This window comes from Pantoea sp. Acro-807 (assembly GCF_011752675.1).
GTDB lineage: Bacteria > Pseudomonadota > Gammaproteobacteria > Enterobacterales > Enterobacteriaceae > Pantoea > Pantoea eucrina.
Genome location: NZ_VWXE01000004.1, coordinates 205,864 through 230,580, shown reverse-complemented (window position 1 = coordinate 230,580; position 24,717 = coordinate 205,864). Strand labels below are relative to the sequence as shown.

26 protein-coding genes are annotated in these 24,717 nt (G+C 57.2%); 13 read left to right on the top strand and 13 right to left on the bottom strand.

The genetic code is table 11. The annotated features are described in order from the left end of the window. Positions 1 to 81: 81 nt before the first annotated feature. Together F3J39_RS11830 and F3J39_RS11825 are read right to left on the bottom strand one after the other, a co-directional pair. Positions 82 to 1,266, bottom strand: a complete 1,185-nt coding sequence (locus F3J39_RS11830) for an MFS transporter (RefSeq protein WP_166714235.1) — start codon at positions 1,264 to 1,266, stop codon at positions 82 to 84. A 169-nt stretch (positions 1,267 to 1,435) separates the two neighbouring features. After that, positions 1,436 to 2,365: a LysR family transcriptional regulator gene (locus F3J39_RS11825; protein ID WP_104085836.1), complete on the bottom strand. Its 930-nt coding sequence runs from the start codon at positions 2,363 to 2,365 to the stop codon at positions 1,436 to 1,438. 123 nt (positions 2,366 to 2,488) lie between these two features. Between F3J39_RS11825 and F3J39_RS11820 the strand changes: the two genes are divergently transcribed. The 3 genes from F3J39_RS11820 to F3J39_RS11810 all read left to right on the top strand — a co-directional run bounded on the left by F3J39_RS11820 (position 2,489) and on the right by F3J39_RS11810 (position 4,346). Beyond that, on the top strand, positions 2,489 to 3,055 hold the full coding sequence (locus F3J39_RS11820) for an NADPH-dependent FMN reductase (protein ID WP_166714234.1): 567 nt from the start codon (positions 2,489 to 2,491) through the stop codon (positions 3,053 to 3,055). Positions 3,056 to 3,098: 43 nt separating this feature from the next. Further along, the gene (locus F3J39_RS11815; RefSeq protein ID WP_166714233.1) at positions 3,099 to 3,623 is read left to right on the top strand and encodes a VOC family protein; all 525 of its coding nucleotides are present in this window, start codon (positions 3,099 to 3,101) and stop codon (positions 3,621 to 3,623) included. 141 nt (positions 3,624 to 3,764) lie between these two features. Next, positions 3,765 to 4,346 (top strand): cytochrome b, encoded by a 582-nt coding sequence (locus tag F3J39_RS11810; protein ID WP_166714232.1) that lies wholly within the window; start codon positions 3,765 to 3,767, stop codon positions 4,344 to 4,346. A gap of 144 nt (positions 4,347 to 4,490) precedes the next feature. Here F3J39_RS11810 and F3J39_RS11805 read toward each other — a convergent pair whose 3' ends face one another. Further along, on the bottom strand, positions 4,491 to 5,033 hold the full coding sequence (locus tag F3J39_RS11805; RefSeq protein WP_166714277.1) for a cysteine hydrolase family protein: 543 nt from the start codon (positions 5,031 to 5,033) through the stop codon (positions 4,491 to 4,493). Between the two features lie 452 nt (positions 5,034 to 5,485). On the opposite strand from F3J39_RS11805, the gene F3J39_RS11800 reads away from it, so the two are divergent. The 3 genes from F3J39_RS11800 (at position 5,486) to F3J39_RS11790 (ending at position 7,967) form a co-directional block, all read left to right on the top strand. After that, positions 5,486 to 6,181, top strand: a complete 696-nt coding sequence (locus F3J39_RS11800) for a DUF2268 domain-containing putative Zn-dependent protease (RefSeq protein ID WP_247648253.1) — start codon at positions 5,486 to 5,488, stop codon at positions 6,179 to 6,181. A 118-nt stretch (positions 6,182 to 6,299) separates the two neighbouring features. After that, positions 6,300 to 6,980, top strand: a complete 681-nt coding sequence (locus F3J39_RS11795) for a hypothetical protein (protein ID WP_166714231.1) — start codon at positions 6,300 to 6,302, stop codon at positions 6,978 to 6,980. Positions 6,981 to 7,007: 27 nt separating this feature from the next. After that, positions 7,008 to 7,967: a sensor domain-containing diguanylate cyclase gene (locus F3J39_RS11790; protein WP_040113689.1), complete on the top strand. Its 960-nt coding sequence runs from the start codon at positions 7,008 to 7,010 to the stop codon at positions 7,965 to 7,967. Positions 7,968 to 7,991: 24 nt separating this feature from the next. On the opposite strand, the gene F3J39_RS11785 is transcribed toward F3J39_RS11790, so the two are convergent. Then, positions 7,992 to 8,255 carry a DUF2798 domain-containing protein gene (locus F3J39_RS11785; RefSeq protein WP_166714230.1) on the bottom strand — a complete coding sequence of 88 codons (264 nt, stop codon included), beginning with the start codon at positions 8,253 to 8,255 and terminating at the stop codon, positions 7,992 to 7,994. A 123-nt stretch (positions 8,256 to 8,378) separates the two neighbouring features. Between F3J39_RS11785 and F3J39_RS11780 the strand changes: the two genes are divergently transcribed. The 3 genes from F3J39_RS11780 (at position 8,379) to F3J39_RS11770 (ending at position 11,036) form a co-directional block, all read left to right on the top strand. Next, a complete protein-coding gene (locus F3J39_RS11780) occupies positions 8,379 to 9,314 on the top strand; it encodes a LysR family transcriptional regulator (protein ID WP_166714229.1) in 936 nt (311 codons plus the stop codon). 131 nt (positions 9,315 to 9,445) lie between these two features. Continuing rightward, the gene (locus tag F3J39_RS11775; protein WP_166714228.1) at positions 9,446 to 9,832 is read left to right on the top strand and encodes a cupin domain-containing protein; all 387 of its coding nucleotides are present in this window, start codon (positions 9,446 to 9,448) and stop codon (positions 9,830 to 9,832) included. A 187-nt stretch (positions 9,833 to 10,019) separates the two neighbouring features. After that, positions 10,020 to 11,036: an NAD(P)-dependent alcohol dehydrogenase gene (locus F3J39_RS11770; RefSeq protein ID WP_040113682.1), complete on the top strand. Its 1,017-nt coding sequence runs from the start codon at positions 10,020 to 10,022 to the stop codon at positions 11,034 to 11,036. 39 nt (positions 11,037 to 11,075) lie between these two features. On the opposite strand, the gene F3J39_RS11765 is transcribed toward F3J39_RS11770, so the two are convergent. Next, a complete protein-coding gene (locus F3J39_RS11765) occupies positions 11,076 to 12,806 on the bottom strand; it encodes a DUF2534 family protein (protein ID WP_166714227.1) in 1,731 nt (576 codons plus the stop codon). Positions 12,807 to 12,880: 74 nt separating this feature from the next. After that, positions 12,881 to 13,279: a DUF2946 domain-containing protein gene (locus F3J39_RS11760; RefSeq protein WP_040113679.1), complete on the bottom strand. Its 399-nt coding sequence runs from the start codon at positions 13,277 to 13,279 to the stop codon at positions 12,881 to 12,883. A gap of 186 nt (positions 13,280 to 13,465) precedes the next feature. Between F3J39_RS11760 and F3J39_RS11755 the strand changes: the two genes are divergently transcribed. Then, positions 13,466 to 14,407 carry a D-2-hydroxyacid dehydrogenase gene (locus tag F3J39_RS11755; RefSeq protein ID WP_040113677.1) on the top strand — a complete coding sequence of 314 codons (942 nt, stop codon included), beginning with the start codon at positions 13,466 to 13,468 and terminating at the stop codon, positions 14,405 to 14,407. Between the two features lie 3 nt (positions 14,408 to 14,410). Here the strand turns inward: F3J39_RS11755 and glsB are convergent, their stop codons facing one another. Beyond that, positions 14,411 to 15,334: a glutaminase B gene (glsB, locus tag F3J39_RS11750; protein WP_094110772.1), complete on the bottom strand. Its 924-nt coding sequence runs from the start codon at positions 15,332 to 15,334 to the stop codon at positions 14,411 to 14,413. A 266-nt stretch (positions 15,335 to 15,600) separates the two neighbouring features. Between glsB and clcA the strand changes: the two genes are divergently transcribed. Together clcA and F3J39_RS11740 are read left to right on the top strand one after the other, a co-directional pair. Beyond that, positions 15,601 to 17,001, top strand: coding sequence for a H(+)/Cl(-) exchange transporter ClcA (clcA, locus tag F3J39_RS11745; RefSeq protein ID WP_166714226.1), 1,401 nt, complete (start codon positions 15,601 to 15,603; stop codon positions 16,999 to 17,001). A gap of 113 nt (positions 17,002 to 17,114) precedes the next feature. Continuing rightward, positions 17,115 to 17,648 carry a sterol desaturase family protein gene (locus F3J39_RS11740; RefSeq protein WP_040113672.1) on the top strand — a complete coding sequence of 178 codons (534 nt, stop codon included), beginning with the start codon at positions 17,115 to 17,117 and terminating at the stop codon, positions 17,646 to 17,648. On the opposite strand, the gene crtB is transcribed toward F3J39_RS11740, so the two are convergent. Genes crtB through F3J39_RS11715 form a run of 5 tightly spaced genes read right to left on the bottom strand, consistent with a single transcriptional unit; the run spans position 17,587 to position 23,358 of the window. Then, positions 17,587 to 18,516 carry a 15-cis-phytoene synthase CrtB gene (gene crtB, locus F3J39_RS11735; protein WP_166714225.1) on the bottom strand — a complete coding sequence of 310 codons (930 nt, stop codon included), beginning with the start codon at positions 18,514 to 18,516 and terminating at the stop codon, positions 17,587 to 17,589. The two genes, F3J39_RS11740 and crtB, sit on opposite strands and share 62 nt — an antisense overlap. After that, positions 18,513 to 19,994, bottom strand: a complete 1,482-nt coding sequence (locus F3J39_RS11730; protein ID WP_166714224.1) for a phytoene desaturase — start codon at positions 19,992 to 19,994, stop codon at positions 18,513 to 18,515. Before F3J39_RS11730 ends, crtB begins: the two co-directional genes overlap by 4 nt. Further along, entirely contained in the window at positions 19,991 to 21,163 is a 1,173-nt protein-coding gene (gene crtY, locus F3J39_RS11725; protein WP_166714223.1) for a lycopene beta-cyclase CrtY, read from the bottom strand. The genes F3J39_RS11730 and crtY overlap by 4 nt, the downstream gene beginning before the upstream one ends. After that, on the bottom strand, positions 21,163 to 22,440 hold the full coding sequence (locus F3J39_RS11720) for a glycosyltransferase (RefSeq protein WP_166714222.1): 1,278 nt from the start codon (positions 22,438 to 22,440) through the stop codon (positions 21,163 to 21,165). Before F3J39_RS11720 ends, crtY begins: the two co-directional genes overlap by 1 nt. Before the next feature lie 12 nt (positions 22,441 to 22,452). Continuing rightward, positions 22,453 to 23,358 (bottom strand): polyprenyl synthetase family protein, encoded by a 906-nt coding sequence (locus tag F3J39_RS11715; RefSeq protein ID WP_071668403.1) that lies wholly within the window; start codon positions 23,356 to 23,358, stop codon positions 22,453 to 22,455. Between the two features lie 329 nt (positions 23,359 to 23,687). On the opposite strand from F3J39_RS11715, the gene F3J39_RS11710 reads away from it, so the two are divergent. Beyond that, positions 23,688 to 23,906, top strand: a complete 219-nt coding sequence (locus F3J39_RS11710; protein WP_040113660.1) for a hypothetical protein — start codon at positions 23,688 to 23,690, stop codon at positions 23,904 to 23,906. Between the two features lie 38 nt (positions 23,907 to 23,944). On the opposite strand, the gene F3J39_RS11705 is transcribed toward F3J39_RS11710, so the two are convergent. Continuing rightward, a complete protein-coding gene (locus F3J39_RS11705) occupies positions 23,945 to 24,652 on the bottom strand; it encodes a phage antirepressor KilAC domain-containing protein (RefSeq protein ID WP_040113658.1) in 708 nt (235 codons plus the stop codon). Positions 24,653 to 24,717: the final 65 nt, after the last annotated feature.

Here is a 24,717-nt window from a genome sequence, read left to right as displayed (position 1 = left end):
CCGCTTTGTGCCAGAAGCGGACGTTACTTATTGTGAAAAGCAGAATGCTGGCAGGCTTATTTAGATGAGGATTTATTGCGCTTAAGCTTTGCCAGTCGGATGTACTACTGCAATATGCCCTGTCTTGTCAGTGAGTCCCGATATAACCGCCAGAATCAGCGCTATCACAGAGAGTATCGCACCAGCCCAGTTAGGCGACTGCAGACCGAACCCTGCAGCAATGACAGCTCCACCCAGCCAGGCACCGACGGCATTGCCGAGATTGAATAGGCCAATGTTAACGGCAGCGGCCAGCGTTGGCGCGCCAGCTGCCCGCGCTTTGTCCATGACCAGTTTCTGGATGGGAGATACGGTCGCAAAACCAAAAGCAGCCATCAGGAAAATACAGAGCGCCGACATAAGCTGACTGTGAGTCGTAAAGTTAAATACCAGCAATACCACGGCCTGAGCGGCCAGAGTCACGTACAGCATCGGCATTAGGGCGCGGTCGGCGTATCTGCCGCCCAGCTGGTTGCCGACAAACAGACCCAGACCAAACAGCAGCATCAGCCAGGCCAGGCTGCTTTCGCTGTATCCGGCAAGTTCCGTCATCATCGGGGCGATATAGGTGATTGAGGTAAAAAATGCGCCCGGCCCAAAGATCGTGATGCCCATCGCCAGCAGAACGTTAACGTTACGGAAGGCATTAAACTCATGTGCAAAATTATGGTTTTCCGGTCTGGGCTGATGTGGGATGAGCATGCCGACGCTGATAACGGTAATGCCTCCAATTACGGCAATTGCCATAAAAGCTTCCCGCCAGGACAGGTGGTGTCCGATCCAGGTCCCGGCCGGAACACCGATCAGGTTGGCCACGGTCAGCCCCATGAACATAAACGCAATAGCCCTGACACGTTTAGACGGCGCGACCATATCTGCAGCAATAATCGATCCGATGCCAAAAAAGGCGCCGTGGGTCATGGACGTGATTATCCTGCCGAGGATGGCAATACCCAGCGTCGGCGCAAAGGCCGTCACGATATTACCCGCCACAAACAGCAGCATCAGGAATATCAGCATCGCTTTACGGGGCACTTTTGAGCCCAGAATAATCAGGGCCGGCGCCCCGACAAAAACGCCCAGAGCGTAAGACGTCGCCAGGTTTCCGGCCACTGGAATGCTGACATTGAAATCAGCGGCAATAACGGGAAGCAGGCCTGCAATGATGAATTCAGTGGTTCCGATACCGAATGCACCTATTGCCAGTGCCCAGAGAGCAAATGGCATAACAAATATCCTGTCAGTTAAATAGGGTTGTGTCTGAACTGCGCATTACACCGGCCGGTTTCCGTTAAAAACCGGTGCGGAACTTACTGGCAGCAGCGAGACGTGCAGAATATAAGTTTGCCGGAAGTTGATAAATAACCCTGAAATCGCCTGAGTGGGGACAAAAATTCTACCTCATCGCGCCGAAATATCCCTCGCCGGCCTTCCTGAGCAGCTCATCCACGATAAGCCTGACTTTGGGGATCAGGTGCCTTGTTCGGGGCCAGACGACGTTCAGCTCGACCGGTACGGGCATATGATCGGGCATAACGGCAACGAGGCTGCCTGCATCAATATGGTCATTCACCATCGACTCCGGAAACTGAGCAATACCGGCTCCAGCCAGGCAGGCCTGAAGCATGGCGTCTCCATCACTTATCTGGTGCGCCGAACCGGAGATAAACTTCATCTCCCGTTCCCCGGCCGGTCGCAGACGCCAGGCAAGAGGCGCCCCGCGCCGGTAGCCCATTATGCAGCTGTACTTTTTCAGCGCCTCGATATTTCCGGGCTGACCGTGCCGCTCAATATAAGCGGGGGAGGCGCATAGCATGAGGCGCTGCCGGCTCAGGCGACGGGCAATAAGCTCATCGGTGCTCTGCAGGTCGCCTAGGCGCAGCACCAGGTCAACGCCTTCCTCCACAGGGTCAATCAGTCGGTCGTTAAAGGTCAACGCCAGTCGCAGAGCAGGATAGCGGTCTGTCACTTCAAGTAGCACGGGCATCATCAGATTGCGTCCAAATGACGCCGGCATGTCTATACGGACCGTTCCGGCGGGGTTATCCTGGCGCCTGCTAAGCGTGTTTTCCGCTGAATCCATAATTTCCAGCGCAGACAGACAGCTGGCGAGATAAGCCTCACCGTCACTGGTCAGGCTCAACTTGCGGGTTGAGCGGTGAAACAGCCGAGTTCCCAGCCTTTCCTCAAGGCGTGCCACGCTTTTTCCCACGGCCGATTTGGTTATACCCAGCAGCTCTGCAGCTTCAGTAAAGCTGCTCGATTTGGCCGTCGTAACGAAATTGGTAATTCCCCGCAGGGATTCGGCAGTAAATCCGGTAGACATAAAGTTGACTCTCTGGCGACTCATAACGCGTTTATCGATGTGTAATTCTATACCAGGCTTGATTCAGTCCGTAAGCAAACCGCCGGCGCAGCCGGAAATTCATTCAAAGCACAGGAAGCAGTTATGTCTCAGGCACAACCTCTGAAATTTGTCTCACTGCTGGGCAGCCTTCGCGCGGGTTCATTCAACGCCGTTGTGGCCCGTAATCTTGAGCTGCTGGCGCCGGAAGGCGTGGAAGTCAGCGCGCTCGGATCTGTCAAAGACATACCTCACTACGATGCAGACCTGCAGGCTCAGGGGTTTCCTGAAGCGGTCGTGGCAATGGGAAAATCGATAGCGGCAGCGGACGGTCTGATTATTGTCACGCCTGAATATAACTATTCCGTGCCGGGCACGCTTAAGAACGCGCTGGACTGGCTTTCCCGCCTGCCGGATACCCCTGTCGCCGGTAAGCCCGTCGCCATACTCACAGCGTCGCCTGGTGCCATAGGCGGTGCGCGGGCACAGTATCACCTGCGCCAGATTCTGGTCTTTCTCGACGGCAGAGTGCTTAACAAGCCAGAGGTCATGATTGGACAGGCGGCGTCCCGGCTTGACCCGGAAACCGGCAGTATTACGGATGCGGACACCCGCAACCTGATTACGGCGCAGCTCAGCGCGCTTGCAGAAATGGCCCGCCGTCAGGGTTGATTTCTAACGTCACTCCTATCTGTAAAACCACAGGGAGAAAACCATGTCTACTGATATTATTCGCGGTATGGACCACGTTGGCATTACCGTTTCCGATATTGATGAGGCCACCCGCTTCTTTTCTGAGGCTTTTGGCGCGAAAGTTATATACGACTCTGTGTCGCCGTCAGATGACGACGTAAAAGGCGAAGATACGGAAAGCATTCTTAATCTGTTCCCGGGCACGAAAATTACCACGGTAAGAATGATGAAGCTCAAGCACGGCCCGGGGCTTGAGCTTTTTGAAATGAAGGGGCCGGAGCAGAGTCAACCCGTGCGGCCCAGCGATTACGGCCTGCAGCATTTTGCCGTATACGTTGATGACATCAGTGAGGCTGTCAGCCTGTTCGAGCGGGCCGGCGGAAAAATGTTCACCTCTCCTCAGCCCCTGATGTTTCCGACCGAGGTCGGAGAGAATAACTTTTTCTGCTATGGACGTACCCCGTGGGGCAGCGTCATTGAACTGATTTCTCTGCCTTCAAAGCTTCCGTATGAGGACCATACTTCTCTGCGTCGCTGGAAGCCCTGACAGCAGTCTGGTGCGCCTGTGCTTTGCACCTTCGCTACTGAAGATTATCTCAGTAACGAAGGTGCATAAGCTGCTGACTCATATAGAGCTGTGCTACCAGCCAGCTGCCGCCTCTCCGTTTTGGCTGCATGGAGCATACTTATGTCCCCCGTTAAGGTTCAGCATTTTACGTCTCTGGCTAAGTTTCTTCACTGGCTGATGGCTTTAATCTGGATTGGAGCCTGGTTTATTGGCTATGTTGCGGTAACGTGGCGCGATGAGCTTAACGGGGATCATTCGCTTACCAGCGCTCATAAAGCTCTGGCGAGTACATTACTGTTACTCGTCATCATACGTATAGGCTGGCGTCTGACGCATCCTTCTCCGCCTTTACCGGATAGCATGAGCGCAGTAATGCGCAGGGCCGCCCATGCCGGGCATTTTGTGATATACGCAGCAGGCCTCATCGCACTGCCGGTATCCGGATGGCTCTGGAGCTCGGTTGCTGACAAGCCGATTATGGTGCTCTGGTCATTCAGGTTGCCGCCACTGATCGCACCGCATCCCGAATATTATGAACTGATGAAAGATATCCACGTCACTCTTGCCTTCACAATGGGCGCTTTAATCGCCGGGCATATTCTGATTGCCCTCAAGCATGCATTGATCGACCGGGACGGCGTAATGAGCGGGATGCTGCCAAAGGCCTTTATTTCACGCAATCCGACTGACATAAAACGTTAATAATTATACCTCCCGCTCTGTTTTAACTTATACCAGTGTGAACGTCCGCTTTTCGCTCATAGCGGACACTGGCCGATAGATCGGATTGTTCTATACGTTGAGCATAGTGTCTTCAGCCGCCCTGCGGGCGGCTACAGTTAATACTCATTTCCCGATAACGTTCCAGTCGGCCGCAGTGGATAGCGTAACAAACGGGCCAGCCAGCGTGACATTATGATGGCTGACGATCTCTTTAGCTGACAGGCAGCAGTTATCCATTGTTGTATGCGCATCTGAAATCAGCACTGTCCTGAATCCGCGTTCCGACGCTGCACGGCAGGTCGTGTCCACACAAAATTCTGTTTTCATCCCGGCGATAACCAGTTCCCTGATACCTCGCTGGCTGAGCTGATGCTGCAGGTCCGTATTCTGAAAACAGCTGGGATGCTTTTTAATAAACACGACATCACGCTCAGCGTGCACGTTCATTTCAGGTATAAGTCGGGTTAACGGCCCCTGCTCTGAGAAAGGAGAGTCATCAGGTCCGGTATGGCGCGCAAAAAAGATGGGTATCTGAGCCCGCCTGGCTTTTTCAATCAGCAGACAGATATTCGAGAGTACAGAAGCCGCGGAATAGGGGGAAACCGGCCCGCGAAAAAGCCCGTGCTGCATATCGATAATTAAAAGCGCATTTTCAGAAATCATAATATATCTCCATTCGGTAAGTTATGAACGGAGAGATCGTTTTCCCCGTCCGGTCTGGCGGGGAGTCAGAGTCTGTTTTGTCAGGTGCCAGTCACAGATGCGCTCACGCCGCCGAAGGTGCCGGTGGTTGTGACGGTGGTTGTTGACTGAACTGACTTAATCATCGCCTGGTTTTCGCTTATAAGTTGGTGACAGTAAGAGGAAACATAATAACTTAAAAAAGCTGTTTTCTGGTTTTAACACCATAACTCACCTGTTACAACAGATATGTCCGTTGACTGATATCGGTTTTTTCCTGTGACATCCAGGCCAGATAATGCATGGTAATATGACTTCCGTTTTTCACATAAGGCCACCTGGTAATGTCTGATATAGCGTTACTGCATAAAAGCGGGCTTTGCGACAGAAGCAGATAGCGCGATCTGCAATGGCGCATCAGGAGATTCGCTATATGTTTGCTGGCAGGCGAATATATACTCTCATTTTTGGATGGTGCTGACATGCCTCACATAACCCTGCATATTCTGAATACCCAGAAAAAACTGACCGCTCACCGTAAATGGCTTCAGGCCAGCCTGACCGCTACCTATCAAAAAGCTCAGCGGCTGATGCCGGTTCCTTCGCTGGATGTGGTGGTTAAAGCCGGAAAGTTTGTGATCCCTGAAAAAGGGCACACGGGTTTTTGTCCTGAGCCAGGCGTTATCTATTTAACGGTCGACCCTGAAAACCCGGCATTCTGTAAAAATGAAGCGCACTCGCTTGAGCGAATGTTTGCTCATGAACTGCACCATGCGGCCAGGTGGGCAGGGCCCGGATACGGCTCAACGTTAGGGGAAGCTATCGTTTCTGAAGGACTTGCCGGGCACTTTTCTCTTGAGCTTCTAGGCGGTAAACCTGAACTCTGGGAAAGCCTCAACTCAGATATTATTCAATCCTTCGCCCGGCAACTGCATGACAGCTGGCATCGCACCGATTACGATCACAATGCCTGGTTTTACGGAACCGGCGATTTGCCAAAGTGGCTGGGATACACCGCAGGCTTTGAGCTGATTTCCCGGTATCTGGCAGCCTCTCCGCATCTGAAAGCTTCAGCGCTGGCAAACATAAATGCTGCGGAGCTGAGGGATTTTATAGACTCTTCGTTTCTCTGAAGCATTGTTCTGTTTATCAACGGAAGCTGGCGGGCGCGCTTCTTCAGGTCCGGGTCATTAATCTCTGCTAAATATATGACCACAAGCCGATGCTTAAATTAATGCCTGAAGGGTTGCTATGAACGCAATAAGTTTGCAAAACAGATATCACGCTGTGAATAACAATACTGCGGCGTTGTGGGCGGAAAATGCAGGTATCGGGAAGGTCAGAGAGGAAAACTACTACGATCCGACCCGGCTCGCGCTGGCAACGGGCATACGGCCCTCCGTGACCGCAGATATTTCACGCCTTATTGCGAAGTTAACTCAGCTCACCGCAGGTGACCGGCTTGCCGATACGTTGCCCGCCTGCGGTTTGCATTTTACTTTCTTACCCCTGACTCTGCCGCTCTATCACGCAGATGAGCCACTGCCAGCGAAAGTGGATCAGTTAATGGCTATCTGGCGTGAATTTGCAGCGGAAAAAGTTTTGATTACGCATCTGCGGCTGGTAGCGTTACCCGATCAGCTTTTGCTGGCGGGGATCCCGGCACATCCTGCGCTGGCGCTGCGCGAGCAGTTCTGTGCAAAGGTGCTCGATTCTCAGTGGAAAAATGAAATCCTGATGCGCCATGCCGGCAGAGCGTTGCCGGCTCCCTTCTGGCACAGCACGCTGCTGCGCTACGGGGCGGCGTTTTTACCTGAACCTGTGCGCGCGTTTTTCTTTAAGCATCAGGCCGCCACGTTCGGTGATGTAGCCGGGGAACTGACGCTGGTGAAAACTAACTATAACTGGACAGAGTGCTATCCCTTAAAATAGTCCAGGGCGAAAAGAGAAGAGGTTGCTATGAAATTGCCGGGAATGCCGGAAAATGAAGCTGCGCGGCTGAAGTCGCTCCACAAACTTGGCCTGCTGGATACGCAGGACGATGAGCGCTTTGAACGACTGACCCGCATTTCCCGCCGGCTGTTTCAGGTACCGATAGCGCTAATCAACCTTATCGATCGCGATCGTCAGTGGGCGCTGGCGTGTCAGGGGATCAACGGCCGCGAGATGAAACGCGACATCTCTCTGTGCGCGCATGCCATTATGCTGGATGAGCCTTTAATCATCACAGACGCGCGCGAAGATGCGCGGTTTTATGACAATCCGCTGGTGACCGGCACGCCGTTTATCCGTTTTTATGTGGGGTATCCGGTGCGGCTGCCCGACGGTGCCGTTGCCGGTACTCTGTGTCTGGCTAACAGCGAACCGCGCCGTTTTACCGACGACGACATTGCCGCAATGAAAGACGTGGCGGCGATTGTCGAAGATGAATTTCAGGTCACGCACATCGCAATGGTGGACAGCCTGACGGATATTCCCAACCGGCGCGGGTTTTATGCGATGGGAGAAAAGCGGTTTCAGCAACTGCAGCAGCAGGATCGCGACTTTGCCATCCTCTATTTTGACCTCGACAAATTCAAGCCTATCAATGACCTGTGGGGCCATGCAGAAGGCGACAACGTGCTGAAGATCTTCGCCGCGCTGCTCTATCAGCAGCTCGGACCGGATGACATTGCAGGCCGTCTCGGCGGCGATGAGTTTGCTGTATTGCTGGCCCGGCAAAGCGATGCTAAAGCCTACCTGTGCCGGCTGCGCGAGGCGCTGTCAGTATGGAATCAGCAGGCGGCTAAGCCCTACAACATTAATTACTCGTTTGGCATGATCGCCAGTGAGGCAGGCAAATATGCCTCGCTCGCGGAAATGATCGGCGAGAGCGACAGCGTGATGTATGCCGAAAAGCGTCGCAAAAAGCCGCGCTAAGCACGCGGCCAGCTGTGCAGGAGATTAGTGGCCGTGAACGGTTAGCGCCACCAGCCGGATAACCACCGGACGTACAAGCAGAATGCAGACAAAGGCAGCAGGCATCGCCACCTGATAAGCATTCATCACATTTGTCATATAATGCGGGCCTGGACCAGACTCTGCCAGCGTAATAACCAGGCTCATCAGAAACGCCATAATGGTCGCCATGTACAGAGAAAATATATAAGGGGTAACCCGATGTGGCAGCCGTAAGCGCTCGCCAGCTGACGCAATTGCTTTAATCATAAGATCTCTCCTGACCGGTAAGTTAAGAAACAGCGGCTACCTTACGGGCCTGTGCCGGACAAAAAAAGCACAGCTGTGCTTTAATCATTGCTAAGCAACATTTACGAAAAGAGCGGGCCGCTGATGGATATGCTGGGGTTGATCGACAATTTTGTTCGCGTAGTGGAAAACGGCACTATTGCCGCTGCTGCCCGCTCCAGAGGAATGAGTGCTGCAGCCGTAAGCCAGAGCCTGGCCCGGCTCGAAACGCACCTCGGCGTGCGTCTGCTTTCACGTACCACCCGCAGTATGGTCCTGACGGAAAGCGGTCAGCGTTATTACGCCAAAGTCCGCCATATACCGTATGATATTGCGCTTGCTGCGCAGGCTGCCGCTGTGGAAACCGGACCGCAGGGTCCGCTGCGCATTGCCACCACCGCGGCGTTTGGCCGCTACGTGGTTGCCCCTCTTATGCCGGCTTTTAATGAAATGTTCCCCGGAATTGACGTAGAACTGATCGCTACCGATCGTGATGTCGATCACCGGCTGGAAAATATCGACGTCAGCCTGCGCATTGAGGCACAGCTGAACGATCGGCTGGTGGCGCGAAAAATCGCATCCCTGTCGTTTATTTTCTGTGCGGCACCCGCTTATCTCTCCCGTGCAGGTACCCCGCAACGCATTGACGAGCTGAGCGAGCACGCCTGTCTGGTGTTTCGTTATCCCACAGATGGCCGGTTTCTTCCCTGGAGCTTCAGCGCAGACGGGGAGGTCGTTACCGCCCGGCTGAATCCCCGTTTTATCAGTGACGATATCGATATTATTGCCAGAATTGCCGTCAGCGGTGGCGGAATTGCACGGCTGGCAAGCTTTATCGCCCGGCCGCTGATCGCCAGCGGCCAGCTAATCCCGCTGTTTACTGACGACAAACAGGCGATTCAGTCGCTGCCGATGATCATTTACGCCTGCGTCAGTGAGCGTTCCGCCCTGAGCGCAAAAGTCAGGGCGTTTATTGATTACATTGCGGCAGCGGTTGCCACAGATGAAAAGATGTCATCGGCGCCGGTCCGGGGTGATTAACGCGGAGTGCGCAGCCGCAGGACGGAAACCGCAGCAGGGGCAATACCCTGTTTTAACGTCAGGTCGCGTACGCGTCGGTAAGCGCAGCAATGTTCTACACTCCGGTAACGCGTAAAGTAACAGGAGTAAAGATGACGGACTCAAAAAACAGCGAAATCGTGCATGAACTGGTGTCAGAGAGCGGCACCGCATGGAACGGACAGGCTTACGACTGCTATCCGTCAGGCAAGCCACAGATTTCCGTTATGCGCATGTCGCTGCCGCCCCACAGTGAACTGCCGTGGCATACGCACCCCATGCCGAATACGGCTTACGTGCTGTCGGGCCAGCTGATTATTGAAGATAAAGAGAGCGGCCGGCGCCAGCATTTTAATGCCGGTGAAGCGCTGAATGAGACGGTTAACAGTGCGCATCGCGGCTATACCGCTGAGCAGGCGACCGAGCTGATTATTTTTTATGCCGGGGCAGAGGGGCAGTCGCTCTCTGAGCCGCTGCCGGGTGAAGAGCCGGAGTTTTAGCGTTGAACCGGGTGGAGAGTGACCGGAGGCGCAACAGCGCCGATCTGCAGCCGGTTCGCTTTAACCCTTAATGCTTTTTGCGCCCCGCAGCGTTTTTGATCGGGCTGGTTGCCTGGTTGCTCGCCTAAATCATCACGGCGCCTCTGCTAAACTTGCCGGGTCGTAACTAAAAAAACAGAGGACTGGAATGAAAATCAAAAGCTATGCCGCGATGAAAGCGGGCGAAGCACTGGTGCCGCACGAATATGAAGCTGGTCCGCTGAACGCGGAAGAGGTGATGGTCGAAGTGGACTACTGCGGTGTCTGCCACTCCGATCTCTCTATGATCGACAATGAGTGGGGCATCTCCTCTTTCCCGGTCATTGCCGGGCATGAAGTTATCGGCCGCATCAGCGAGCTGGGAGCCGCAGCGCAAAACAAAGGGCTGAAAGTGGGCCAGCGCGTGGGCATCGGCTGGACGGCGAAAAGTTGTCAGCACTGCGATGCCTGTATTAACGGCGAGCAGGTAAACTGCGAAAAAGGCTCTGTCCCGACCATTATGAACAAAGGCGGCTTCGCCAGCCACCTACGTGCGGACTGGCAGTGGGTGATCCCGCTACCGGAATCAATTGATATCACGTCAGCCGGCCCACTGCTCTGCGGTGGTATTACCGTATTCAAACCGCTGCTGATGCACAACATCAACGTTAACAGCCGCGTCGGCGTCATCGGAATTGGCGGTCTGGGCCATATGGCCATCAAACTGCTGCGTGCCATGGGTGCAGAGGTGACCGCGTTTAGTTCAAACGCCAGCAAAACTGAATCTGTTAAAGCGATGGGCGCCGACCGCGTGGTCAACAGCCGCGATCCAAAAGCGCTGAAGGCGCTGGCGGGTCAGTTTGACCTGATTATCAGTACGGTTGCGGTCGATCTCGACTGGCAGCCCTATTTCCAGGCGCTGGCCCCGCACGGTAAGTTCCATACCGTCGGTGCAGTAATGAAGCCGTTCCCGGTTCCGGCATTTACCCTGATCATGGGCGATCGCGCGGTAACCGGCTCCTCTACCGGCTCGCCGGGCCAGCTGCGTACGCTGATGCGCCTCGCCGCGCGTACTGATATCGCGCCGCAGGTAGAAGAGTTCCCGATGTCAAAAATCAACGATGCGCTGGAGCATGTGCGCGCCGGTAAAGCGAACTACCGCGTTGTGCTGAAAGCTGATTTCTGATTCAGAGATGAAAAGAGGTGGCTCAGCCACCTCTTTTTTTTACCCTTTGTTTGCTGAATCGTCCTGCTCGCCGAGGAAGAAGTACCAGAGCGGAATCGACATCAGTCCGGTAAATACCAGCGTGTAGAGCGTAATCATAAAGCCCTGCGTCAGATACATGGTCAGCGACCAGTGGCTGAACGGAATACCATACTGATCGATCACGCCACCGATAATCGCATTACTCATCACCGTACCGACAATCAGCGCCAGAATGAACAGGCCGCGCAGAAAATAGCGCATCTCTTTACGTTTGACCGTAAAGCGGGCGCGAATAATGCCCAGCGGCGACTGCTGTGCAGCGAGGATCTCCGCTTCAGTCATTGGCGTACGCTGCTGTCTGCGCCAGCGCAGATAATCGATGGCTAAAAACAGCAGCAGGCTGACACCCATGACCGGCAGCGCATACCCCAGCGCTACGGCCAGCAGCAGGGAGAGCAGGCGCGCCGTGAGCGGCAGCGCCAGCCAGCTTGCCGTTAGCGTCTCAAGCGGGCTGGTAGCAGCCGAAGCGGGGCGGCGCAGCCACCACATGCGGTAGCCCAGCACAATCATGGTGCAGAGGCCGAGACCAAAGAGAGCCAGCAGCAGCTGATTGGGCAGACCAAACAGCACACCCATATGAGCATCCACGCCCCAGCGGGTCAGTTTTGCCACCAGCGGAAAGCGGGCAAATTCAGCGCGATCCACGATCGCGAAACTGTGCGGATCCACCGACACCGCATCCACCTGCGTGGGCCAGCGGCGATCGATTTCCGTGACGGTCCAGGCGCTGCCGCTGTTTTTCGGCTGGCGCAGCTCCACTTTCGCTGCATCAATCCCGTTCGCACGCGCGGCATTCAGCGCCTGGTCCCAGTCAGCATCGGGCATATTGGCGGGCGCCGGTTTCATCATGGGCATGCCGGGTTTGCGCATCGCCGCCATATCGGTCACTGACATACTGTGATGATCGGCGTGCGGATCGGCGGGGGCGACCGGTGCATCCGGATCGAGTACCGTTCTGACCTGCGGCGTCAGCCAGTTCAGCTCACTGCGCATTTTATCGATGTTCGCGCCTGCCCACTGTGACCAGGTGAGGCCGGTCGCAGAGAAGAACAGCAGCCCGAGCAGCAGCAGCAGTCCCAGGGTGGCGTGCCAGTGGCGGCTGAAAGTCAACCCGCTGCGTGCCGGTTTAAGCCGGCGCTTCGGCCGGGTCGCCAGCCACAACACCACGCCACCCAGCGCGGCTACCCAGAGCCAGCTTGCCGCCAGCTCGCTGTAGTTGCGTCCGGCATCGCCCAGCAGCAGGCTGCTGTGCAGCAAATCGAGCGTGGTGCGCAGCGGCAGTATGCCGCTGGTTCCGTAGACCGGCATATCTCCCTTTATCTGCAGGGTATAGGGATCGATAAACAGCGCGCGCGAGGTCGAGGCGCCCAGCGCCGGATCGCTGAACTGCACGCGGGTGGTCTCCTCTGCACCCGGTGCCGGTCGCACCGCGTAAATATGCGCATCTGCGCCAGCCCTGGCACGTGCCGCGCCGATCTGAGCCGACAGCGGCTGCGGTTCACCAGCGGGCGTTACCGTCAGCGCATCGTGATAGACCAGCTGTTCGAGCTGAGGCGTGAGCACATAGAGCGTGCCGCTCAGCGCAGCAATAAAGATAAACGGCGCAACGAACAGGCCGATATAAAAATGCAGGCGGCGAAGCAGATTGAGCACCGCGCCGCGCGGTGCTGCAGAATTAACAGCAGACAAAAGCGTCTTCCTTCTGAAAGTAAACAACCGGGGCGACGGGCAGCACGCTGCGCCCGCGCCACGTTAAAGCGGATTCAGTTAAGAAGCGGGGAAGGCGGTCCGCGCGGACGGGGTATGGCCACCCGCCTGCGCACTACGGGTGCCGCGCGCCGCGGCAGCGGTGGCGCACGGGAGTGAAGCAGCATCAGCCAGATAAAGGGAATAAACACCCAAATCATCAGCGGCACATGCACCAGCAGATCGCAGTAGCCGCAGGCGAGCTCGCCGTCGTCCGCGTCATGATGCATCATGCCCGGCATGGCGTGCTCCATCATCTGATGATGATCCATCTCCATCATGGCCGGGGCAGGCTGCGAAACGCGCTGCTGCTCAATCAGGCTTTTCGACACCACCGGCGCAACAAACAGCAGCAGCACCGCCAGAATGGCGAGGCAGGCAGTAAGGCGCTGGCGAAGTGCAGGTAAAACCGTCATAGCAGATAGCAGGTCACGTCAGAGAAGAGGCGGAATTGTAACGCGATTGCCGCTGCCGCGTTAAACAAACGCCGCCGGAGAGGGAAATAATTCGCATTTTTTGAAAAAGCTCACCCCGGACGCCGTTTTTGTTAACCTTAATGCAACCTGATGAGAACAGTGCAGAAACAATAAAGCGGAGCGAAGATGAAAATAGTGATGCTGGATGGTGATACGCTGCCCGAACGGCCGGCGCAGCCAGAATGGTGCAGTGCATGGGTCTGGCGCGGACAGACCGCACCCGCGGAGATTGTGTCTGCCCTGCAGGGGGCGACGATAGCCATGACAAATAAAGTCCCGCTGCGCGCCGACACGCTGCGGCAGCTGCCTGAACTGCGCTATATCTGCGTCACGGCTACCGGCTATGACTGTATCGACCTTGACGCCTGCCGGGCGCAGGGCATTGTGGTCAGCAATGTACCCGGCTACTCCACCCGCAGCGTGGCGGAGGGGGTAATCGCTGCGCTGTTCGCGCTGCGGCGACATCTGATGGATTACGCCATCAGCAGCCGCGACGCGTGGCCCGCCTCGCCGCACTTTTGTATCCATCGCGAGCCGCTGCAGGATATTCAGGGTGCGGTACTGGGCGTGGTCGGCAAAGGCGATATTGGCAGCGCAGCGGGTGAGATGGCGCAGGCGCTGGGTATGACGGTGCTCTATGCTGAACGGCCGGGGGCGGCAGCCGTCCGCGCCGGCTATACCGCCTTTGATGAGGTGCTGGCGCGCAGCGACGTACTGACGCTGCACTGCCCGCTGACGCCGCAGACGCAGCAGATGATCAACCGGCAGACGCTGGCCGCGATGAAACCGGGAGCGTTACTGATCAACACCGCGCGCGGCGGACTGATTGAAGAGGAGGATCTGGCGGCCGCGCTGCGTCAGGGAACCCTCGGCGGCGCGGCGCTGGACGTGCTGAGCAGTGAGCCGCCACCCGCTACGCATCCGCTGCTGCAACCCGGCGTGCCCCGGCTGCTGCTGACGCCGCATATCGCCTGGGCAACCCGGCAGGGCGTGGCGAATCTGCTGCGCGGTATTGAAGCCAACCTGGAGGCGTTTGCGCAGGATAAACCGCGTAATCAGGTGAGCTAAGGGTCAGAATACCGAGCGGCCCAGGCGGTCGCTCAGCTTCTCCAGCAGCGCGGTGCCGGCCAGTGAATTGCCTGAGCGATCCAGCGCCGGAGACCAGACGGCAATGCTCATCTCCCCCGGGATCACCGCAATAATGCCGCCGCCCACGCCGGATTTGGCCGGCATGCCCACCCGCCAGGCAAATTCGCCGGCGCCATCATACATGCCGCTGGTCATCATCAGCGCATTCACCTGACGCGCCTGACGCGGCGAGATCACCGCCCGGCGATTATCCTGTGTGCGTCCCTGGTTGGCCAGATAGAGAAATGTACGCGCCAGTTCGTTGCAGCTCATGGCCAGCGAACAGTAGTGAAAATAGGTTTCCATCACCTTGCTGACATCGTTATTAAAATTGCCAAACGATTTCATCAGCCAGGCAATGGCAGCGTTCCGGGCAGAGTGCTCATACTCAGAGCGCGCGACGCCGCGGTCATACAGAATATCCTCCTGCTGCGCCAGGCCACGGACAAATTCCAGCATGCGCTGGCGCGGAGCCGTCAGGCGGCTCTCCAGCAAATCGCACATCACCAGCGCGCCGGCGTTAATAAAGGGGTTACGCGGTTTGCCCTGTTCCAGCTCCAGCTGGACCAGCGAATTAAACGCCTGTCCGGATGGCTCTTTACCCACGCGCTGCCAGATTTCAGCGTCTTCATACAGCGTCAGGGCCACCGTCAGCGACAGCACCTTAGAGATGGATTGCACTGAAAAGCGCGTAGCGGCATCACCCGCCTGATAGCACTCACCTGACGGGGTACAGATTGCGATCCCCAGCTGGTCAGGCTCCACGTCCGCCAGCGCCGGAATATAATCCGCCACCTTTCCCTGCTGCGTCAGCGGCCGGACCTCGCTGATAATCTCTTCAAGCAATGCGTTACTGAGTTCTGACACATCCCGCTCCGATAGTAATGAATCTGGCCACAAGGGCGATGGCCAGGATGATGGTGATTTGCAGGCGCCGCGTCAATCCGCCAGCCGCAATTCTGTGACACATTCTGTCGCGCGCGGTGACAGCACGGTTGCGGACTGTATATGAATTAACCGCAACGTAAAATTCTGTTGCGAATGACCAGGTTACGGGCTGCCCGCTTTTGACTATGCTGGAACGGTGCAGGGCGCCGGGACGCTGCACATGGATTTCTGATTAGGAGAAACTGATGCCTGTTACACCTTCTGACGCTGAAGAGACTATGCGTCGCCCTGGCCGGTTTATGCGGCTGCAAACGCTGCTGCGCCGGGACACCACGCCGGTAAGGCTTTTGCTGCTGGCGGCGCTGGTCGGCACCCTGACCGGCCTGGTGGGTGTGGCATTTAACCGGGCGGTCAACCTGATGCTGCAGCTGCGTATCGATACGCTCACTGCACAGCATAGCGGTTTCGTGACCGGAGCGATCTCTGCCTTTGCCGCCTCTGCCATCATGGGCGGCGTGGGCTATTTTCTGGTGCGCCGCTTTGCGCCTGAGGCGGGTGGCTCGGGCATTCCGGAAATTGAAGGTGCGCTGGAAGAGCTGCGCCCGGCACGCTGGTGGCGCGTATTGCCGGTAAAATTTTTTGGTGGCATGGGCGCACTCGGTTCCGGGATGGTGCTGGGTCGGGAAGGACCGACGGTGCAGCTGGGTGGGAATATCGGCGGCATGTGCAGCGATCTGTTTCGCCTGCGCAGCGCTGAATCGCGCCACACGCTGCTCGCAACCGGTGCGGCAGCCGGTCTTGCAGCGGCCTTCAACGCACCGCTGGCGGGGATTTTATTTATTATTGAAGAGATGCGTCCGCAGTTTCGCTACAGTCTGGTTTCAATCAAAGCGGTATTTGTTGGCGTCATCATGGCCAGCATCGTCTACCGGCTCTGCGAGGGCAATAGCGCTATCATCGATATCGGCCAGCTCAGAGATGCGCCCACTGATACATTATGGCTCTATCTGCTGCTGGGGGTGGTGTTTGGCGCTGTCGGCGTCGCGTTTAACCGGCTGATCTTCACCATGCAGGATCGCTTTCAGCGTCTGCATCGCGGGCGCACCACGGCGTGGGTGCTGTGGGGCAGCGTGCTGGCCGGACTTTGCGGTGTACTGAGTATGCTGCTGCCGCAGGCGGCCGGTGGCGGGATAACGCTGATCCCGGCATTCTCTGGCGGCGAATATAGCGCGCTGATGCTGTTTGGTCTTTTTATGCTGCGCACGCTGGTGACGCTCTGCTGCTTTGCCTCCGGCGCACCGGGCGGCATTTTTGCGCCCATGCTGACGCTGGGTACGCTGCTGGGCACCTGTTTTGGCCAGATCGCTATAGCCTGTTTTCCGGCGTGGCATCTGGAAGCGGGCACCTTTGCGGTTGCCGGTATGGGCGCGCTGTTTGCCGCGTCGGTCCGCGCGCCGCTGACGGGGATTGTGCTGGTGCTGGAGATGACCAGCAATTATCAGCTGATCCTGCCGATGATCATTACCTGTCTGGGCGCTACGCTGGCGGCACAGTTTTTTGGCGGCAAGCCGCTCTATTCATCACTGCTGGCGCGCACGCTGGCGAAAACCCCGCTGAAAGAACCGCTGTCGCGCGATGCCAGCTGACCCGGCTGTGGCAGAGATAAGCGTGACCCTCGCGCTTATTTCACCTATGCTGACTTGCGGCATCCCGTATCGCAGTCCACCTTTACTCTTTGACCTTTTAAAATGGACGCACCATGCTCTGGTTATGGAACACGCTTATTTTGCTGGCAACCGTTGCACTGATGGAAGCAGTGGCGGCGCTCTCGCACAAATATATTATGCACGGCTGGGGATGGGGCTGGCATCTCTCTCATCATGAACCGCATACCAGCAGGTTTGAACTCAACGACCTTTACGCCGTTGTGTTTGCCGTGCTCTCAGTCGGGCTGATTTACTATGGCGTGCAGGGCATGTGGCCACTGCAGTGGATCGGCGCCGGGATGACCACCTACGGCGCGCTCTATTTTATGGTGCATGACGGGCTGGTGCATCAGCGCTGGCCGTTTCGCTACATTCCGCGCAAAGGCTATCTGAAGCGTTTATATATGGCGCATCGGATGCATCATGCGGTGCGCGGGCGTGAAGGTTGCGTCTCGTTTGGTTTTCTCTACGCACCGCCGCTGCATAAGCTGCAGGCTACGCTGCGTGAACGTCACGGTCGCAAACCTAACGCGGCCGCTGCCACAGATCGGCAGGACGCGGCTGCGGACGCGCCACGCGAGAAGTAAGCGCAATCCCCGCGCCTTTGAGCAGCAGCGCCAGCTTTTCCCCTTTGCTGGTGCGCTGCCGCGCATCCCAGGCCCGCATACCCGCATCCTGCACTTTTACCCCGATTTCGCGATACACCCCGTGGGCCGTCGCGATAGCCCACGCCGAGCGCAACGGCAGATCGGGCAGCCCGCTGCGGGCCGAATGGTAGTAAGGCTCCGCCGCTGCTACCAGGCGTGCAGCCAGCGGCGCTATCGCCGCACGATAGTGCGGATCGGCCAGCTGACTGGCACGTAACCCGGCTTCCGTCAGCCAGCTTTGCGGCAGATAGCAGCGCCCGTTTTGCGCATCTTCAACAATATCGCGTGCAATATTTGTCAGCTGAAACGCCAGGCCGAGATCGCAGGCGTGATCGAGTACGTTCTCATCGCGTACGCCCATTACGCGCGCCATCATCAGACCCACGACGCCCGCTACGTGATAGCAGTAACGCAGTGTGTCATCAAAGGTGATGTAGCGCTCTTCGCGCGCGTCCATAGCGAACCCCTCCAGATGATCAAACGCCAGCTGGGGCGGAAGTTCATGCGTCAGCGCCACTTCCTGAAACGCACGAAAGGCGAGTTCATCCATATGCGCGCCGCTGTATGCGCGGCGGGTCTCAATCTGCAGATGCTGCATGCGCGTTTGCGCGTCTGCCACCTGATGTTGCGTGCCACCTTCACCCAGCGTCTGGCCGTCAATCACATCATCACAGTGACGACACCAGGCATAGAGCATCAGCGTGCTGCGGCGCGTAGCCGGGTCAAAAAGCTTTGCTGCAGTAGCGAAGCTTTTCGAGCCCGTCGCCATGGTCTGCGTGACCTGCTCAATCAGGGGGGGCTGATTCATCCGGCAAGATCCTCTACCATCAGCTGCGCGGTAGCTTTAGCTGAGCCGATGACACCCGGAACGCCAGCGCCGGGATGCGTGCCCGCACCGACCAGGTAGAGATTGCTGATGTCGGCGTCGCGGTTATGCGGCCGGAACCAGGCGCTTTGGGTAAGGATCGGCTCCAGCGAAAACGCTGAGCCCTGATGTGCGTGCAGCGTGTCGCGGAAATCTTCCGGCGTAAACATACGCTGTGTCACTATCTGTTCGCGCAGGCCTGGCATGTAGTGCTCCTCAAGATAAGCAAAAATACGGTCGCGGAAGCGCGGCCCTTCCTGCTGCCAGTCGATTGCGGCAGTACCAAGGTGCGGAACCGGCGCCAGCACATAAAAACTGCCGCAGCCTGCCGGTGCCAGCGACGGATCGGTGGTGCAGGGTGCATGCAGGTAGAGCGAGAAATCGTCCGCCAGCTGGTTGCTGTTAAATATTTCATTAATCAGCTCGCGGTAACGCGGGCCGAAGCAGACCGTATGGTGCGCCAGCTGAGCGTGCGGCTGGTTAAGGCCAAAATAGAGTACAAACAGCGAATTACTCATTCGCTTCCGCTTCAGCGTGGCGGCGCGCTTACGGGCGACTGCATGGTGCTGCAGCAGCCGGTCATAGGTATGTACGACATCAGCATTGGAGGCTACGGCACTGGCGTCAAAGCGACGTCCATCTTTTAGCTGCACGCCGCTGATGCGATTACCCTGCGTTTCCAGCTGGCTCACTTCGGCATTAAGCAGCAGCTCGCCGCCGAGGTCGCGAAACAGCCGCGCCATGCCATCGACCAGCGCGCCGGTACCGCCTCGCGGAAACCAGACGCCCCATTCGCGTTCCAGCGCATGAATCAAAGTGTAGATAGAGGATGTTGCAAACGGATTACCGCCCACCAGTAAAGAGTGGAACGAAAAGGCCTGGCGCAGATGATCGTCCTGAATAAATTTTGCCACCATATCGTATACGCTGCGCCACGCCTGCAGGCGGCCCAGCTGCGGGCCGGCGCGCAGCATATCGCGGAAATTCAGGAACGGCACCGTGCCGAGTTTGAGATACCCCTCTTTAAATACCGCCTGTGAATAGGCAAGAAACCGGCGATAGCCTTCAACATCCTGCGGATTAAACGCGGCGATCTGCTGCTCCAGCAGGGTCTGATTATTGTCATAATCAAGCACCTTGCCATCTTCCCAGCAGAGACGATAAAAGGGCGTGACCGGCATCAGCTCAACGTAGTCGCTGAGTTTTTTTCCGGCCAGCGTGAAAAGCGCTTCAATGGCGCTGGGATCGGTGATCACTGTCGGACCGGCATCAAAGGTAAAGCCCTCATCCTGCCATACGTAGGCGCGCCCGCCGGGTTTATCACGCTGCTCCAGTAGCGTGGTCGGAATACCCGCCGCCTGCAGACGAATAGCCAGAGCCAGGCCGCCAAAGCCCGCGCCAATCACATAAGTACGTTTCATTCTTTCTTCCCTGGTAGCGAAGGAGTCATCAACAGTGCGCGCAGCGCTTCTCCCACCGGCACCGGTGGTTTACCGCATAATATGCGTGCTTTATCCCTGAGAAAGAGCTCTCCGGCGTAAAAGCGACTGATAAGACCGGCATCAAGCCGGTAAAAACGTTGCATAACCTGCCAGCGTTTTTCCGGCCGTCCGGCAAGGAACAGCATACGATTGAGCAGGCGGAAAAAATGCTGCTCGCGCCACTGGCGGCGGGCAAACTGTTCAATACGCTGGCTGAGCATTTCTGCATTACAGGGCAGATCAGCCGCGATCTCATCCGCCAGCGCAACGGCAGAGGGCAGCGAATAGCCCGTGGTCGCATGAAACAGTCCGGCGCGCAGCCCGCTGCAGGGCTGACCCTGCTGCTGCTGCCAGAAGCGTTCAATATCACCATCAAGCGTGATCGGCAGGGAACCCTGTTCTTCACGCAACAGGCGGCTTAGCTGCCAGCCCTGCTGCTCTGCATAGTGCATGATGTTTTGTCGTGCCTGTTCGCTATCGAGCGTGGCGTGATTGATATAGTGGGTATCTTCAATCAGCAGCCGTTCAGCGCTGAGCGGCAGGGTATAGACAAAGCGATAGCCGCTGTGCTGATCGACCGTGGCATCCATCAGTACCGGCTGCTGCAGGCCGTGCGGACGCGCCAGATGCCACTCCTGACCGACAAACGACTGATAACCAAGCCGCAGATGTGGCGTGGGCTGCAGGCCGCGTCCATCAATCACGGCGCGGGCGTGCAGCACGTCGCCGTTTTCCAGGGTTACGCTTTGCGGTGTTACGCTGCGCACGGGCGCTGCGGTGCGCAACCTGTCTCCCAGCGTTTCGCGCAGATGGCGGGCGAAGTCCTGTGAGGCGATGGAACAATACTCCCCGCGCAGATTACGCCGCAGCGCCGGAAAGCGGACCTGATAGCCTGGCCAGCGCGCGGATAGCAGCGGCTCCAGCCAGGTAAACTGTGCGTCACTGACATCGTCGCGGTGAAACGACCAGGTATGATTGCCTGCCGGCTGAGCGGCACTCTCCAGCAGCAGAATGTCAGGGGCCGGCTGCAGCTGCATCAGCCGCAGGGCGATCAGCCCGTTTGCCAGCCCGGCCCCCACCAGAATAAGATCGGCATGCGTTTCTGACATCAAGTCGCCTCCGCCAGCACAATCTGTTGCCGGCACAGCGCCTGTTCAGCGATATCAGCCGCACGCTGACAGCCGCCGGCGCGCTGCAGCTGCGCCTGAATCGCGGACATGCGCAGACGGTAGTGAGAATCGGACAGCAGCAGTTGCAAATGTGTCTCCAGCTGATGAGTGCGGCTGAAGCGTGAGGCGCGACGCCCCACGCCATGCCATTCGATACGCGATGCCACACCGGGCTGGTCAAACGCAATAGGCAGCGCCAGCATTGGAATGCCCTGCGCCAGCGCTTCCAGCGCGCTATTCAGTCCGGCGTGCGTAATAAACACCTGGGCATGCTGCAGGGCAGCGTGCTGGTCGAGAAAATCGGTTACCCAGGCCGCCCCGGCCAGCTCCAGCTTGCGTACCTGATGCGCGGTCAGCCCGCCGCAGTGGGCAACAACCAGTGATAATCCGAGATTGCAGCAGGCGCGCGCCAGGCGCAGAAAGAGCCGAAAGCGGCGTCCCTGAAGTGTACCCAGCGAAGCGTAAACCACCGGCTGACGCAGCGCGGGCCACGGCGGCGGCAGATGAGTCGTGATACTCTGCTGACGCAGCGGCCCTACGGCGTGATAGCAGGCGGGAAGCTGATGGCGCGGAAAATCAAATGCCGGCACCAGCTGGCTGATTTGGGCCAGGGATGAGAGGCAATCCTGCAGGCCTGAACGTGGCGATAAACCAAATGCGCGCGCATGGCAGGCGATCACGTGGCGATGACGACGCATGATGCGGTCATACATGCGGCTGCTGGCCGCAAAACGTTTCAGCGCCTTCTCATCCTGACCATAGCGAAACGACATCACCGCCAGCGGAATGCCCGCTTCGCGATTAACCGGCAGCGCGCAGGCAACGGAAATAAACGGCAGGCCCAGCGCCTCAGCTACCAGCCCGCCCGCTGCCTCCATCTGATCGGCAATCACGCCATCCACCTGCAGTTTTTTCAATACCGCCGGTAATTCACGACACAGCATATCGGTGGTTTCAGCCATATCGTTGATTACGCGAAACAGGGAAAGGCCGCCGGGCGCGGCCAGGCGTTGCAGAGCCGCCGCCAGAGAGCCGGCCGGATGAGTTTGTTCACCCACCGGGGTAAAGGCGATGCGTTCATCGGTCAGCAGCGTACGTGCGTCGGCCTGCTGGATAAAGGTAATATGATGCCCGCGGCTGATAAGGGTCTGTGCCAGTGACTGCAGCGCGTGAAAATGGCTATAGAGTGGCGGCGCAATAACGGCAAAATGCCCCATAAATGATCCGCGTTAGTTGAACATTGCCAGCTGCTGATTAAACAGGGCATGCATATATTGACGGGTTGCAACGCCGCGGTGACAGGCGCAGGCAAGATGTTCATCAGCGCTGCGCAGATGCTCACGCAAACGGCGCTCCGCACCGTCAGCACCCAGCATCTGAACCAGCGTCGATTTGCCCTGATCTTTATGAATATCTTTACCGGTATGTTTGCAGCCATCAGCAAGATCGTCCAGGAGCTGAAAAGCCTGGCCCAGATCCTGCGCAAAGTAGCTGAGTTTCTGACGCATTACCGGCGCAGCATCAGTCACAATCGCCGCCATCTGCAGCGCAGCGCGAAAAAGCACGCTGGTTTTCAGTTCGTTGGTTATGGCAATCGCTTCCGGGCTGCGGCTCTGTCCACCTTCATGCAGATCCTGAAACTGACCCTGAACCAGCCCCTGCAAACCTACCGCCGCAGAGAGTTCAGCAATGGCGTCTGTTTTGTGCTGGGAGGGCAAATCTGGCGCGAGCGCGATAACTTCATAAGCGCGGCTGAGCAGCGCGACTGCTGCCAGGATAGCCACGTTTTCGCCAAACTCGCGATGCACGGTGGGACGACCGCGTCGCATCAGCGCATCGTCCATGCAGGGAATATCATCCAGTATCAGCGAGGCCGCATGCACCATTTCAACCGCGCAGGCGAGATCGAGAATGCCACGCTTTGTCAGGTCATAGCCCATGTCACGCGCCGCCAGTAACAGCAGCAGCGGACGTATGCGCTTACCGCTCGGCAGCGTGCCGGCACGCATAGCGGCCCGCACGCGATCGGAGGGCTGTCCGGCTGGCAGTAGCAGCTCAAGATTCTCCTGCAGAGCATGGCAAAGCTGGCGAAGATCGTTTTCCTGATTTGCTGCAATTTCGGCATGGGCGGTCATAGCGGCTATCCATGGTTAATAAACGTGGCGCTTTTTTTATTAACCGTAGACTGCGCAGGGGAAGAATGCCAGCGGTGATGACTCGTTAAGTCTCAGAAACCAATTATTTATATTAATTTACCGTTCCGGCTGGCTGGTATGGCATCAGGCCCGGCAGATCGGAATACATTGCTGTCAGCATCCTCAGAAACAGCAGCGCGCAGAGCAGGGAAGAGAGGCAGAAGAGGTTATTTTTTGACCTGAAAAAACGAACTTGCCGATCGCGATCAAATTTCAGCCATCAGCATTGCAGGAAGATACCTGTAGTCAGGAAATAACCGGAGGCAGCAATGAGCAAATCACTAATGCGTTTATCGGATATGGCGCGCTACCTGGGCGTCTCTCCCGCCGTGCTGATTCGCGCTATCTGTAATCGCGGCACGCTGGAGAAGGTGCCGCTCCCCTCTGCAATTGATGAAGAGCTGCCGCTCTCCAGCCGGTGCTGGTCACCGCAGGAGGTCAGGCAGTTTCGCCATCAGCTACAGCGTCAGCGGCATCAGCACAAGTAAGCAGGCAGAGCCGATGTCTGTTCATCGGCTCTGCTGTATCAGGCGGCGACGCCTGCAGGATGAGAGGCCAGGTGACCCGCCCACAGGCTTGCAACCCATTTCACGCCTTTCGCGGTAAAGCGGGCCTGTGAGAACGCGTGCTGATTTTCACCCGTACCGGTGCGGAAAGAGAAATAGCCCGCCTGCACATGGTGTTTCTGTGGCGCCAGCGTATTTTTCTCCCGGTACATAATATTGCGTTCAAGCAGGAACTGCCGGAAGTCAGTCTCTTTGACCTTCAGCATTTTACAGAGCTGACGAAATCCAAGCGCTTCATTGACCTCAGTGAAACGGTCAAAAAACTCCGCTTTTGGCGCAGAGAGCGCCAGCTGCTGCTCTGCACGCCGCCGCTGTTCAAATTGCTCCGCCCAGGCACGGGCTGCTTCGGCCGGATCCGTGAAGTCCGGCAGCTGAGCGATCTTTTCTTTCTCCTGCCAGCGATCGAGCAGATCGGCAGTAAAGCCGGGCGAAAGTCGGGCTACGGCGAGTAACGAGTCGCGTTTATTGAGCAGAAACTCCTGACGGCTCTCACCTTCATGCTCGTAAAGACTGACCGTAACAGGCTGGGAAAGGCGCTGTGCGGTTTCCAGGCTTTTAATCAGGCGCTTCACTTCGCCGTGCGTGATGCCAGTCAGTCTGGCAAGGTCACGGCTGCTCATCAGCAGAGACACGGTTTGAGCAGCAAGAATTTCCGTTGAGATCATCATTCGTATCACCTCTTAAAACGTCATTCAGTCATCAAGACTGCTGGATAAGTATACAACTTACTGTA